Here is a 12,965-nt window from a genome sequence, read left to right as displayed (position 1 = left end):
TCACCAGCGTGCCTTCTTTCGCCGCCGCGATGGGGGCGTCCCCGCCGAACAGGGCGGCGCGCACCACCTTGCCATCGCCCAGCATCGTCACGATGGCGCCCTGGTTCTCGCAGGCTTCACGCGCGGTAGAAACGGCTTTCGCGCCGCTGCGGCTCTCGAAGTTTGCGCGCGCTTCCGCCGACGGATCGTACGCGGATACGGTGAAACCGGCTTTCACCAGATTGACTGCCATGCCGCAGCCCATGGCGCCCAGGCCGAAAAAGCCGACGCGGGCGGGCGGCGCGATTTGGCTATCGGACATCGTGACCTCCCATGTTCCGGCCGCGGCTTGCGTCGTTTTTGACCCGCGGCATTGACTGACGATGCGCTCAGTTCACCCGCTTGTCCTTCTCGCGCCAATAGGGCTCGCGCAACACGTTCTTCTGGATCTTGCCGGCCGCGGAGACGGGCAGGGGCTCACTGCGAAGCTCGACGCTGCGCGGGCATTTGTATCCCGCAATCAGGTTGCGGCAATGCGTCTGTACCGCTTCCGGTGTCAGCGCGGAGCCATTGCGCGGCACCACGATGGCATGAACCGCTTCGCCCCATTTCGGATCCGGAATGCCGATGACCGAAACCTCGGCGACCTCCGGCATCACTGAAATCGCATTCTCGACTTCGGTGGAATAGATATTCTCGCCACCGCTGATGATCATGTCCTTCAGCCGGTCGACGATATAGATCAGGCCTTCCTCGTCCATGATCGCGGCGTCGCCGGTATGCAGCCAGCCGCCGCGCAAGGCCTTTGCGGTTTCCTCGGGCTTGTTCCAGTAGCCTTGCATCACGATCGGGCCGCGCACCAGGATTTCGCCGATCGTCCCGCGAGGCACTTCCCGCCCGTCCTCGTCGGCAATGATGACCTCGACGTTTGGCGGCGCAACGCCGCAGGATTTCAGCCGGTCGCCGGCAACCTGCGGCAGGCGCAGGTGGTGCGGCAACATGCTGCCGATCGGGGAAAGCTCCGTCATGCCCCAGCCGTGCAGGAATTTCATGTTCGGCCAGAGTTCCACCGCCCGCTTCAGGGTGCCTTCGGTGATCGGCGAGGAGCCGAACATGAACTGCCGCAGATGCGACAGGTCGCGTTTCTCGATGCCGGGCGAATTCACGATCATGCCGATCATGGTCGGCACCAGCGCGATATTCGTGACGCGATGCTCGGTCATCGCATTGAGGCAGGTCTCGACTTCAAAGCGCGGGATGAAGACATGCGTGCCCGCCGCCATGGTGATCGACAGCGTCGACATGCCGTCGGTGAGGTAGCACATCGGGGCCGCGTGCAGATAAACGCTGCTCGGGTCGTAGCCGATCATGTAGCAGCCGTTCACCGCGTTGGTGACGAGGTTGTCATGGCTCAGCATGACCCCCTTCGCCTTTCCGGTACTGCCGCCGGTATAAAAGATCCCGGCGAGGTCCTTGCCGTGACGATCCGCGTCGGCGGCCGGTTCGGATTTTGCGAGTGCCGCTTCGTAGCCCACGAAGCCGTCGGGCGCCGGGTTGTCCGAAATATGCAGCAGCATGCGGAGCGCGGGCACGCGCTCGCGAATGGCGCGCGCCACCTCAAGGAAATTGTCGTCGACGATCAGGATTTCGGCGCCGGAATCCTCGAGGATGTATTGCATCTCCGGCAACGCGAGACGCGTGTTGAGCGGCACGATCGCGCCGCCCGCCCAGGGGATCGCGTAGTAGATCTCGAAATAGCGGTGGCTGTTGAGCGCGAGGATGGCGACCCGGCCGCCCTGCGACAGGCCGCCGCTGCGCAAGACCTGGGCAGCGCGGGCGACGCGCGCGTGAACTTCGCTCCAGGAATAGCGATGCGCGCCGTCAATCGCGGCGATGCCCGCAGGCTTGACCTGCGCCGCGCGGCGCAGTCCTTGGGTAAGCCTTCCTCCCGTCATGCCTTATTTCGTTTATCGGAATGGCATATCACTGGATGGTACAATATCGGCTTGCTACTTTGCGCGCAAGAAACGCCGGAAGACCGCAGTGCAATAAGCGGTAGAGCGTCAGGAAACGTCATGAATGCCGTGCCAGAAGTGTCCGCGATCCTTGCTCGCCATGTCCGTTCGGCGAGCGTGCCTGATGCCGTGCGCACGGTGACACGACGCGCCGTGATCGATGCGATCGGCGTCATGGCAGCCGCAAGCGGTCTCGGTGACGGTTGCGACGCGTTTGTCGCGCTGGCGAAGGAGAGCGGCGAAGCCGGACCCTGCGCCGTGCTGGGCCATGATGTCCGCACGTCGCCGATCATGGCGGCTTTCGCCAATGGTGCGATGGCGCATGCGCTCGACTTTGAGGACACGCATGATGCGACGCTCGTGCATCCGCATGCCGCTGTCGTGCCCGCCGCGCTCGCAATCGCGCAATTCGTCGGCGGGGTGAGCGGGCGGGAATTTCTCGATGCGGTGGCGATCGGCGCCGATCTCTCGTGCCGGCTCGCGCTGGGTCTCACCGAAAGCGCGGAGAAACGCGGCTTCTATTTCATCCCCATGCTGAGCGCCTATGGGGCGGCGGCGGCGGCCGCGCGCCTCCTCAAGCTGTCCGAACCCGAGATCGTGCAGAGCTTCGCACTTGCATCGTGTCAGGCGGTGTTCAGCGACGCCTTGGTCGCTTATCCCCCATCGCACCTGCGTGCTGTGCGCGATGGCTTCAGCGCCCGCGCCGGCGTGACGGCTGCGTTGCTGGCGCAGCGCGGATTGCAAGCTTTCGATCGTCCGATCGAAGGGCCGGGCGGCCTTTATGCGAACTTCGCGCGCGGCAGGTTCGGCGCTTCGCGCATGCTGCATGGACTTGGTGAAGACTACGAAGGCAGCAAGGTGAGCTTCAAGCCGTGGCCGTCCTGCCGTGGCACGCATGCCTTTGTCGAGGCGGCGCTTTCGCTTGTCCGCGAGCGGAAGGCCGACATCGGTCGGGTCAAGCGGATCGATGTCACGGTCAGTCCGTTCTTTGCGGTGTTGTGTGAGCCGGCAGAGCAGAAGCGCCGGCCGAAAACGGCCATCGACGCGAAATTCTCCATTCCGTTCACGGTCGCGGTGGCGCTCGGTCGAGGCGATGTGACGCTGCAGGACTTCTCGGATGAGAGACTGGCGGATCCGAATCTGCATGCACTGGCGGACAAGGTCCGGCACGAAATCAATCCAGCCTGGATTTCGGATCAGTCCACGCGTGGCGCGCTGACGCTGACATTCGACGACGCGAGCAGCGCAACACGCGAGGTCATCGACCCGCTCGGACATCCGAACAATCCGATGGATGACAACGCGATGCGGCGCAAGTTCGAGAATTGCCTCGCGGTCGCACGGCACCCGATGGATGCGGCCTTCGCGAGCGAGGTCGCCCGGCGCTTCGATCAGATCGAGACGGTGGCCGATTTGCGTGAATTGTTCGCCTAAAGCACCGCGTAATAATCGAAGATCGAATGATCGGCGTGCCGCTCCGCCGATCCGACGATGATGGTTCGGGTCAGCCAGTCATGTTTGCCCACCGGGGTTTCGAAGGTGGGTGCGATGCGCATGTAGTATTCCGATGGATCGACCGGCTCCAGCGCCTCCTGGCGCGCTGCGACGTCGGGCGGCGCATGGCGGAAGCCGCGATTCATCATGTAGATCGGCGTGCCGTCGTCGGCTTCCAGCATGTAACGGGCATCGAAGCCGACGGTGTAATCCCCGCGATACAGCGCCCAATCGCCGCCGCTGTTCGGCACCACGCGCCCGTTGAGTCGCGGGCCTTCCACCGTGCCGCCGGCAGCGGACACGAAGCCGCGGATGCTGCCCTGCGGCAACGGACCGAACTTCTGCCGGATACCGAGCATCATCTTGATCCGGAATACAAATTCGAGCCTGGGCGTCACCGGCGCCATGGTTTTTTCCTCCCATTGTTGTCTTCGCCCGGCAAAGCGCCGTCGCGAGCCCGGACCGTTTCAAGCCCGATTTTGGAATGCCATTCTGCTAATCGAAATAGCGCGATGTCAACGCCCCCGCTTTGCGTGCGAGGCCTTCGGTGTGGACTGGGCGAAAGATGGCATTGCAGCAGCGCGAACTCGCCGCTGAGGTTGCGCGCTCGCTGCGCAGCAACGGAAGTGCTTCCGAATTTGTTCGGCGCGAAACGAGATGTCGCGGAAGTGCGCGCCGGGGGGAGCTAAAGCGCGGCGCGCAGCAGCGTCTCGAAATCTTCGGCAGAGGGCCGGCGCGGCGTGGTGGCGTTGGAATGGTCTGCCATTGCGCGCGTCACCGTCCCGGCGATGTGTTCCTGCCGGAAGCCCATCTCACCGAGGGTCACCGGCAGATTCAGTCTCTTCAGCAATCCTTCCACGGCCCCGGCGAGATCAGCGTCTTTGTCCAGCGAGAACAGATCCAGCAGGACAGCGTATTTTTCGCCCACATAGCCATCGTTGAAGCGCAGGACGTGAGGAAGCAGGACGCCGTTCAGCATGCCATGATGCAGCGTCGGCGCGCGCAACGCGCCCGCCGCGTGAGAGAGCGAATGCACCGCGCCGAGCCCCTTCTGGAACGTGAGTCCACCTTCCAGCGCCGCCATCATCATTTCCCAGCGCGCCTCACGATCGGCGCCGTCCTTCACCGCGCGCTCGATAAAGCGCCATACGCGCCGGGCGCCATCGAGCGCGATCGCTTCTGCGGGCGGATTGACCAGCGGCGAAAGATACGTCTCGATGCAGTGAGTAAGCGCATCGATGCCGGTCGCAGCCGTCAATAACGGCGGCAGTCCCAGCGTAAGTTCAGGATCGCAGATCGCCCGTTTCGGAAACAGATGGGGACTGATCAACGCAAGCTTTGAGCCGTTGGTCAGATTCAGCAACGCACCGCGTCCGACCTCGCTGCCTGTTCCTGCTGTCGTTGGAATTGCGATCACAGGGGCGACCTTCGCCGTGATCCTGCCAACGCCGCCATGGATCGCCGCATAATGCTCGAGCGGTCCTTCATGAGTGACTGCCAGCGCAACGCCCTTGGCAAGATCAATCGGCGAACCGCCGCCCAGCGCAATGACGCCGTCGCAGCCGCCGTCGCGATAAGCTGTGGCGCCTTCGCGCACCGCTTCCTCTGTCGGATTCGGCGGCGTGTTAGCAAATGTCACGACAGTGTTGAGGTCGAGATGGTTCAGCACCTTATCTGCGATGCCGGCATTTTGTACGCCAGTGTCGGTGACGAGCAACGGCCGACGAATGCCAAGCGCTTCCATCTCAGTCGGAAGACTCTTGATGGCGCCGAAATCGAAGAGTGTCGTTGTCAGGTAACCGATGGTCGCCATGGTTCCTCCCCTTGCGACCAACATTGTGCATCGCAATGATCTTATTATTCATCGTATGTTTAACATCGGATGATTGCGCAGGCAACAGGACCGGTGTTAGGCTTGCTGTGCCAGTCAGCCATCAGAGCCGACGGCCGGGAGCGAGACGGATCCATGCGTACCAAACGCGCCAAATCCGAAAAGCGTTTGAAGCCAGGCCGTATTCACGCGGTGCTGACGACACTTGGCCGCGAGATTGCCCAGGAAACCATTCCAGCCGGCGCGGTCCTTCCATCCGAACATGATCTCGAAATCCGCTTCGGTGTTGGCCGTGGTGTTGTTCGTGAGGCGATCAAAACGCTGTCTGGAAAAGGCTTGGTCAGCGTCCGGCCGCGTCATGGCACCAAGGTTCTGCCACGGCGCGATTGGAGCCTGCTCGATCGAGACGTGCTGAATTGGCTTGTCGGTCCCGACAAACCCGATCGCGAATTGCTGCTGGCGGTGCAGGAAGTCCGCCTGATCATTGAGCCGGCCGCGGCCGCGCTTGCCGCGACGCGCGCCACGAAGCAGGATCGCCAGCGGATCAATGCAGCCCTTGAAGCGATGCAGGCTGCTGACAATCAGGACACGCGAACCGCCGCGGACAAGGCATTTCACCTCGCGATTCTGGACGCCACGCACAATCCGGTATTGCAAGGCTTTCGAAGCGCGATCGACACGATTCTGAGCACGGTATTCGTTGTCGCCGTCGACAGCGTCGATGGCTGGTTCGAGGAAAATCTCCCGAACCATGCGGCCACCGCTCGTGCGATCGAGGAAGGGGACGCCCAAAAAGCCCGCCGCGCCATGGAGCAGGTGCTCGGCTACACCCAGACCAAATTGTCGCGTCGAAAAGTCGGTGCCAATCACCGGGATCGCCGCCCGAGCCGCCCTCGCAATGCGAGGCAAGCGCAATGAAGCGGCACTCGCTCTCTTCAGCGCTCTGGTTCTGCGCACCTTTTGCAGTGATGATTGTCCTCTGGGCGGTTCTGATCCCGTATTTCAACGTTAACCCTCGCCTGTTTCCTCACCTGACCTCCGTGGTGCAGGCCGGCATCGAGGGCACACAGGACGGCACCCTGATTCAGCATATCGGCGCGAGCCTGCTGCGCGTTCTCGTCGGTACGGTGCTCGCGCTATTGGTCGCGATTCCCCTGGGCGTCGCCATGGGCGTCAGTCCGGTCGTCTCGAGCTTCCTGACGCCGCCGTTCAGGTTTTTCTCGGTGCTGGCTGGCATCGCGTGGATCCCCATTGCGACGCTGTGGTTCGGCTACGGCTTTGGCGCCATCACCTTCGTGATCTTCAATGCCGTGTTCTTCATCGTCACGTACAACACCCTGCTTGGCGTATCGACCATTCCTCTGCACGTGCGCAATGCGGCCGCATCGCTCGGTGCGGGGCCATGGGCGATGCTGACCGAAGTGCTGCTGCCGGGCGCGCTTCCCAACATCGTCACCGGCGTGCGGACCGGGCTTGGCTTCGCCTGGCGCGGCCTCATTGCCGCCGAGATGATCGCCACCAATGTCGGCCTTGGTTACATGCTGTTCGTGGCGCGGGACTTCTACAAGACCGAAGTGATCGTGCTCGGCATGATCGTGATCGGTGTGCTGTGGCTGCTGCTCGATCGGCTGATCCTCGCACCGATCGAGCGCGCCACCATCGAACGATGGGGCATGGTGCAGCCGGCATGAAATCATTTCTGCTCAGGATATGGGGTCATTACGTGCGCCTGACGGCGCGTTGGCCGTCGATCGGCTCCATCGCGCCGTTCATTCCCCTGATCGCAACCTGGTGGATCGTCACCGCGCTGCAGATATTTCCGAGCGTCTTCCTGCCGGGACCGGTGGAAGTGGCGCGCTCGTTCGGCAACCTCGTCTATACGGGCGTCCTGCCGGAATATCTCCAGGACAGCATGGTGCGCCTCGCCGTCGGCGCGTTCTGGGGCATCGCGCTCGGCATCCCGCTCGGCATCCTGGTCGGCCTCAGCCCGCGAGCGCATACGGCGCTTTGGCCGCCGCTCCTGTTCTTCCAGGCGATCGGCGACATCGCGTGGCTGCCAATCCTGGTCATCTGGTTCGGATACGGCCTGACGACCATGACGGTCATCATCGTCTACACGGTGATCTTCCCGGTCGTTCTCAATACCGTTCTGGGCGTGCGTTCGATCCCCATCAACATGCATCGCGCTGCGCTCAGCCTCGGTGCATCGCGCGCCCGCCTCCTGTGGGAAGTCGTGTTGCCGGGCGCGCTCCCCAACATCATTACGGGTTTGCGCAACGGGCTTGGCTATGGCTGGCGCGCGCTGATCGCGACCGAGATCATCGTCGGCACCAGCGGCATCGGCTTTCTCATGTTCGACGCGCGACGCGCCGGGTCGGTCGTTGAGATTCTGCTCGGCATGATCATCCTTGGCATTCTCTGGTACATCGTCGACGGCTGGATCCTCGCACCGATCGAGCGAGCCACCGGACAACGTTGGGGGCTGGTGACGCGGTGAAGAATCTGGTCATCCGCAATCTGTCGAAGACATATTTCGACATCTATGCCGGCACCAATGTGACTGCCGTGCATAATGTATCGCTGAATGTGCAGCAGGGCGAATTCGTCTCCATCGTGGGACCGTCGGGCTGCGGCAAGACCACGATCCTCAACATGATCGCGGGTTTCATTCCGCACACGGGCGGCGAGATCCTGATCGATGGACGGCCGGTGAATGGGCCGGGACCCGATCGCGGCGTGGTGTTTCAATCCTTCGCATTGTTCCCATGGCGGACCGTGCTGGAGAACGTCGCCTTTGGCCCGAAGATGCGCGGTGTCGGCAAAGTCCAGCGCGAGAAGATCGCGCATGAATATCTGGCGCTCGCCAAGCTGACCGAGGCCGCAGGGCGCTATCCCGCGGAGCTGTCGGGTGGCATGCAGCAGCGCGTCGGCGTGGTTCGCGCGCTGGCGAACGAGCCGGACGTGCTGCTGATGGACGAGCCGTTCGCCAGCGTCGACGCTCAAACGCGCATGACGCTGCAGGAGGAACTGACGCGCATCTGGCAAGAGAAGCGCCCGACCGTCCTTTTCATCACCCATGATGTTGCGGAAGCGGTCTTTCTCGCCGACCGGGTGGTCGCGCTGTCCAAGGGACGCGTGCTCGAAGAGATTGACGTCGACTTGCCCCGGCCGCGCTCGTGGGAGGCGCTGAACGATGACGCACGGTTCAAGGAACTGACGGGCCGGGTTCTCCAACTCGTGCGATCGGCCTGACCATGCTGCGCGATGCGCTCAGATCGCGAAAGGCGCTCATCCTGCTGGCGGTCATGGGCTGCTACGTCGCTTGGCAGCTTTGGCTGACCATCGCCGCGCCATACAAGCTTGCAAACTTTGCCGGCGCTCCGGAGAGGGTGAACGTCGTCGTCACCCTTCCGTTTCCACCGGAGCGATTTCACGTCCAAATGTTCCAGACCTACGGCAGGGTCTCTGGGACACAAGAAAATGCCGTTGAACTTAGGGGAGTGAAACGAGCGGACCTGACAAGCGTCGCCCGCCCTTACTGGGTCACGCGCGTCGAGCCGCTTCAACCAGGAGGATGATTGAATGCGACGAATTATGTTGCAACTCTGCGCCTTGTTGCTGCTGCCGTCCCTTGCACTGGCACAGACGAAGGATCCCATAAAACTCAAGGTCGGCATGGTGAATGCCGTCGACATGCTGGCATTGCCAATTGCGGTCGAGCGCGGCTTCTTCGAGAAATACGGGCTCGATGTGACGATCGCGCGTCCCTACGCCACCGGCATCGACGCACTCAATGCGTTGCAGGCCGGCGAAACCGACATGGTGCAGGCGGGTGTTCCGGCCATCGGCGCCATTCTGCGTGGCATGGATCTGGTGTTCTTCGGCAATTTCAGCGGCAATGCCACCAAGCTCGGCTCCGACGCGACGCTCGCGCTGATCGCCGGCAAGGATTCCGGCATCGTCAAGGGCGACCTCAAGAGCCTCAAGGGCAAGAAGATCGCGACCTCGTTCGGCACGATCAACCATCTCTACATCCTCGGCTTGCTCGAGAAGGCCGGGCTCGCGCCGACCGATGTGACGCTGATCAACACGCCCCCTCCGGAGATGAGCGTGGCGCTGCTGACCAAGGGCGTGGATGCGTTTGTGTCCTGGGACCCGGCACCGGTGATCGCCATGAAGGACGTACCGGGCGCGATCGAGGTGATTCGCGGAGGCGATGTCATCTCCTATCTCGGCTTCAACATTGCGTTGCGGCCGTGGGTTGAGAAAAACGGGCCGACGATCGAGAAATTCCTCGCGGCGGTGTCGGAAGCCGACCAGTGGATGCGCAAGAATCCCAAGCAGGCTGCTGCCATTGGCACACGCTGGATTCCCGGCCTCAAGCTCGACGTTGCCGAGACCGCGATGCAGTACAACGTCCAGCAGGTGGACCGCCGGATTTCCGCTCACAACTATCGTGCGCTATGGAAGGCGCAGGATACGCTGCAACGCCTCGGCGTGATCAAGACCGTGTTCGATGTGAATAAGCACATCGAGCCGAAGTTCATCCTCAATGTGATGACCACGTATCCGGAGCTGTTCTCCGATCTGCCGGCCATCCCGGCGGACGTGGCGATCAAGCCGGGCTTCGCGTTCAAGCCCTGAGCCTCGCTTGCCGCGCATCCTGTAGAAGGGGTGCGCGGCAATTCTATTTCGCGTCTTACTCGGCAACCGCGTCGCAAATCCGGTTGAGACGCGTATTGACCTTATCGTCATTGATTTATTGTCATTGATTTGGGTTTCTCACGCCGGGCGGATGTGATCCTTCAGGCTTCGGTGCGTGTTGCCCGACACATCCTTGGCGCCACGCCCATTACATCGGCAGATCACGCTCCGAGGTGGGCAGTTCTCCGAGGTGCCCGGTCGGCGTGCCCGTCCCACGCTGTGCGGGCGAGGGAGTCATTTGCACGCATCATTGCCGGTGATTACTAAGCGTTGGACGATTCACATCATTGTATTTAGCATCGCATCCCCGCGAGTGAGCGAGCCCAAGGCACCGCTCGTCTCTTCCGAATAATCCAGGAGCCGTTTTCGATGCCGCAGATGACCGGGGGGCAGGCCATTGTCTCCGAACTGATTCTCAATGGGACTGAGGTGGTGTTCGGTCTGCCGGGCGCGCAGATTTACGGTCTCTTCGACGCGCTCCATGAGTATGACGTGCGGGTGATCGGAGCGCGGCATGAGCAGGGTTGCGCCTATATGGCGCTTGGTTATGCCCGCGCCAGCGGGCGTCCGGGCGTCTATGCCGTGGTTCCGGGCCCTGGAATGCTCAATGCATCTGCGGCGCTCCTGACCGCCTATGGTTGCAATGCGCCGGTGCTGTGCCTGACCGGGCAAGTGCCGAGCGCCTTTTTTGGACGAGGTCGCGGGCATCTGCACGAGATGCGCGATCAATTGGCCACCCTGCGCCAGATCACGAAGTGGGCCGAGCGCATAGAACACCCGGCGGCGGCGCCGAGCCTCGTGGCCCAGGCTTTTCAGCAGATGCGCTCCGGGCGGCCCGGACCCGCCGCTCTGGAAATGTTCTGGGAGCAATTCTCCGAGGTCGCCGAAGTCAGCCCGGTCGGGCCTTTGCCGGATCTGCCGCAACCCCCGCTCGATCCGCAGCGCATCGATCAGGCCGTCTCCATGATCAAGGACGCGCGCGCGCCGATGATCATGGTCGGAGGAGGGGCGGTCGACGCCGGCGCCCACGTTCTCGAGCTTGCAGAAATGCTGGATGCGCCGGTGGTCGCGCTGCGTAACGGACGTGGCGTCGTCACCGAAGCGCATGATCTTTCGCTCAACATCGCATCGGGCTTTCACCTGTGGCCCGACACCGATCTCGTCATTGCAATCGGCACGCGATTGGAGCTCGTCGAGTGGCGCTGGAAGCAAAGGCCAAAGAATCTAAAGACGATCCGGATAGACATCGACCCCGCGGAAATGCGCCGTTACCCATCCGACGTGTCGATCGTTGCGGACTCGGTCGTTGCGACAGCCGCCTTGACAGAGGCGATGCGCAAGCGCGGCGTTCAGTCTTCGCGGCGGCGCGAACTCATTCGCATGGCGAAGGAAAAAGCGGCCCGCGAGATTGAGAGCGTGCAGCCGCAGATCGGTTATCTTCAGGTCATTCGTGACGTGCTGCCCGACGACGGCATCTTCGTGGACGATCTCTCTCAGGTCGGCTTCGCCTCGTGGTTCGGATTTCCCGTGTATCACCCACGCACCTACATTACCTCGGGATATCAGGGGACGCTCGGCAGCGGACTCGGCACGGCGCTTGGCGTCAAGGTCGCCAGGCCCGACAAGCCGGTGGTTTCGGTCTGTGGCGACGGCGGATTCATGTTCGCCGTCCAGGAACTGGCGACAGCCGTGCAGTACAAGATCAACTGCGTGGTCATTGTCATCAATAACGGCTCCTACGCGAATGTGCTGCGCGATCAGCAGACGCGCTTCCGTGGCCGCGTCGTCGGCGCCGAATTGCACAATCCGGATTTCGTCAAACTGGCGGAGTCCTTTGGCGTCGAGGCGAGACGGGTGACATCGCCGTCTGAGCTGCGAGCGCCTCTTGAATATGCGCTGGCACAGGACGCGCCGTTCCTGATTGAGATCGTGGTGGGCCGTGGTGAAGAAGCGAGCCCCTGGACGTTCATCCACCCGGAGCCAAAACGCGGCTAGAGACTTTCGTCTCATAGTGTTGTTCTGCGACGACAGGACCCATGCGCGTCCGAAAGGACGCGCAACAGCGAAAATGGGCTGCAAGGACCCGTGGCGCTCAAGCTATTTGCGCGTGGCGGCGTGACAGCGCGCAAGGCCGCCCTTGAGGAAATTGATCGGCGCAAATAATGATGTGGTCAGGACACGCTGACTGCAACGCGATCAAGAGCATCAAGGCAATGCGTAAAGTGAAAGCGGGAAATGAGCGAAGACGCGCGACCGAGCCCGGTCCCGTCACAGAGGTGTTTCTGACCTACAAGATCGGACGGCTGCGCAAGATCTTCGACCGGCAATACGCGCCTCAGCTCGCGGAAAAATTCGGTCTGACCTTGGCGGATTGGCGTGTCCTCTCCCTGCTTTATACGAGCTCGCCTGCGACGGCGAGCCGTCTGCGGCAGCGGCTTTTCGTGGATCGGGCCGAAATCAGCCGGGCGCTTCAGCGGCTAGACGACCGCGGTTTGATCCGCCGTGTTCCCGACGAGAACGACCGCAGAAGCGTTGGATTGATGATCACCACAAAGGGAAAAGCGCTGCACGACAAGGTGCTGCCCCTGCGTGAGGCGGTGCAGGTTCAGGTTGCGTCCTGCTTGAGCCAGACCGAATTGAAGAATTTGCATTCCGCGCTGGATAAGCTCCTTGATTTCCATGACAGAAAGGCGAGCGAGGCATCGTCTTCGTCCAGGCACAAACGTGCGCTTGACAGAGATAGTTGATTCATCAACAATTACACGGACATGTGGCGCGCCTGTCTGGCGCGAGGCCGGATGGGAGAACTCAAGTGAACGGTGATGATCTCGTCACATATGAATTGCGCGGAGAGATCGCGCTGATCGGATTGAACAGGCCGGACAAGCGAAACGCTCTGAGCCCCGAGCTCATGAAGCAAATGATGCAGGCGGTCCTGCGCG

The 12,965-nt window shown here is 62.1% G+C and carries 13 protein-coding genes; 9 read left to right on the top strand and 4 right to left on the bottom strand.

The window, feature by feature from the left end:
- Positions 1–301, bottom strand: a 301-nt coding sequence (locus VN004_RS12080) for an NAD(P)-binding domain-containing protein (protein ID WP_325610298.1), incomplete at its 3' end; no start/stop codon positions are given.
- A 67-nt stretch (positions 302–368) separates the two neighbouring features.
- Positions 369–1,934 (bottom strand): long-chain-fatty-acid--CoA ligase, encoded by a 1,566-nt coding sequence (locus tag VN004_RS12075; protein ID WP_325610296.1) that lies wholly within the window; start codon positions 1,932–1,934, stop codon positions 369–371.
- A gap of 120 nt (positions 1,935–2,054) precedes the next feature.
- On the opposite strand from VN004_RS12075, the gene VN004_RS12070 reads away from it, so the two are divergent.
- Positions 2,055–3,428, top strand: a complete 1,374-nt coding sequence (locus VN004_RS12070) for an MmgE/PrpD family protein (protein ID WP_325610294.1) — start codon at positions 2,055–2,057, stop codon at positions 3,426–3,428.
- Here the strand turns inward: VN004_RS12070 and VN004_RS12065 are convergent.
- Complete coding sequence (locus VN004_RS12065) at positions 3,425–3,895, bottom strand: DUF3237 domain-containing protein (RefSeq protein WP_325610291.1); 471 nt, start codon at positions 3,893–3,895, stop codon at positions 3,425–3,427. The genes VN004_RS12070 and VN004_RS12065 overlap by 4 nt on opposite strands.
- 278 nt (positions 3,896–4,173) lie before the next feature.
- Positions 4,174–5,301 (bottom strand): iron-containing alcohol dehydrogenase, encoded by a 1,128-nt coding sequence (locus VN004_RS12060; protein WP_325610289.1) that lies wholly within the window; start codon positions 5,299–5,301, stop codon positions 4,174–4,176.
- Positions 5,302–5,454: 153 nt separating this feature from the next.
- On the opposite strand from VN004_RS12060, the gene VN004_RS12055 reads away from it, so the two are divergent.
- From VN004_RS12055 to VN004_RS12020, 8 genes are all read left to right on the top strand, one after another.
- On the top strand, positions 5,455–6,237 hold the full coding sequence (locus tag VN004_RS12055; RefSeq protein ID WP_325610287.1) for a FadR/GntR family transcriptional regulator: 783 nt from the start codon (positions 5,455–5,457) through the stop codon (positions 6,235–6,237).
- Positions 6,234–7,010 (top strand): ABC transporter permease, encoded by a 777-nt coding sequence (locus tag VN004_RS12050; protein WP_325610285.1) that lies wholly within the window; start codon positions 6,234–6,236, stop codon positions 7,008–7,010. Before VN004_RS12055 ends, VN004_RS12050 begins: the two co-directional genes overlap by 4 nt.
- Positions 7,007–7,816 (top strand): ABC transporter permease, encoded by an 810-nt coding sequence (locus tag VN004_RS12045; protein ID WP_325610283.1) that lies wholly within the window; start codon positions 7,007–7,009, stop codon positions 7,814–7,816. The genes VN004_RS12050 and VN004_RS12045 overlap by 4 nt, the downstream gene beginning before the upstream one ends.
- Positions 7,813–8,571, top strand: coding sequence for an ABC transporter ATP-binding protein (locus tag VN004_RS12040; protein ID WP_325610281.1), 759 nt, complete (start codon positions 7,813–7,815; stop codon positions 8,569–8,571). The genes VN004_RS12045 and VN004_RS12040 overlap by 4 nt, the downstream gene beginning before the upstream one ends.
- Positions 8,572–8,573: 2 nt before the next feature.
- Positions 8,574–8,897 (top strand): hypothetical protein, encoded by a 324-nt coding sequence (locus VN004_RS12035; protein ID WP_325610279.1) that lies wholly within the window; start codon positions 8,574–8,576, stop codon positions 8,895–8,897.
- A gap of 4 nt (positions 8,898–8,901) precedes the next feature.
- Positions 8,902–9,963 (top strand): NrtA/SsuA/CpmA family ABC transporter substrate-binding protein, encoded by a 1,062-nt coding sequence (locus VN004_RS12030; RefSeq protein ID WP_325610277.1) that lies wholly within the window; start codon positions 8,902–8,904, stop codon positions 9,961–9,963.
- Positions 9,964–10,392: 429 nt separating this feature from the next.
- Positions 10,393–12,018: a thiamine pyrophosphate-dependent enzyme gene (locus tag VN004_RS12025; protein ID WP_325610274.1), complete on the top strand. Its 1,626-nt coding sequence runs from the start codon at positions 10,393–10,395 to the stop codon at positions 12,016–12,018.
- A gap of 218 nt (positions 12,019–12,236) precedes the next feature.
- Complete coding sequence (locus tag VN004_RS12020; RefSeq protein WP_325610270.1) at positions 12,237–12,770, top strand: MarR family winged helix-turn-helix transcriptional regulator; 534 nt, start codon at positions 12,237–12,239, stop codon at positions 12,768–12,770.
- Positions 12,771–12,965 lie beyond the last annotated feature (195 nt).

Source organism: Pseudorhodoplanes sp. (assembly GCF_035565855.1).
GTDB lineage: Bacteria > Pseudomonadota > Alphaproteobacteria > Rhizobiales > Xanthobacteraceae > Pseudorhodoplanes.
This window is presented reverse-complemented; position numbering and strand designations above follow the sequence as displayed.

Coding starts and splice junctions, on each gene's coding strand:
- VN004_RS12075 (WP_325610296.1), bottom strand. CDS start 1,934: ATGACGGGAGGAAGGCTTACCCAAGGACTGCGCCGCGCGGCGCAGGTC.
- VN004_RS12070 (WP_325610294.1), top strand. CDS start 2,055: ATGAATGCCGTGCCAGAAGTGTCCGCGATCCTTGCTCGCCATGTCCGT.
- VN004_RS12065 (WP_325610291.1), bottom strand. CDS start 3,895: ATGGCGCCGGTGACGCCCAGGCTCGAATTTGTATTCCGGATCAAGATG.
- VN004_RS12060 (WP_325610289.1), bottom strand. CDS start 5,301: ATGGCGACCATCGGTTACCTGACAACGACACTCTTCGATTTCGGCGCC.
- VN004_RS12055 (WP_325610287.1), top strand. CDS start 5,455: ATGCGTACCAAACGCGCCAAATCCGAAAAGCGTTTGAAGCCAGGCCGT.
- VN004_RS12050 (WP_325610285.1), top strand. CDS start 6,234: ATGAAGCGGCACTCGCTCTCTTCAGCGCTCTGGTTCTGCGCACCTTTT.
- VN004_RS12045 (WP_325610283.1), top strand. CDS start 7,007: ATGAAATCATTTCTGCTCAGGATATGGGGTCATTACGTGCGCCTGACG.
- VN004_RS12035 (WP_325610279.1), top strand. CDS start 8,574: ATGCTGCGCGATGCGCTCAGATCGCGAAAGGCGCTCATCCTGCTGGCG.
- VN004_RS12030 (WP_325610277.1), top strand. CDS start 8,902: ATGCGACGAATTATGTTGCAACTCTGCGCCTTGTTGCTGCTGCCGTCC.
- VN004_RS12025 (WP_325610274.1), top strand. CDS start 10,393: ATGCCGCAGATGACCGGGGGGCAGGCCATTGTCTCCGAACTGATTCTC.
- VN004_RS12020 (WP_325610270.1), top strand. CDS start 12,237: ATGCGTAAAGTGAAAGCGGGAAATGAGCGAAGACGCGCGACCGAGCCC.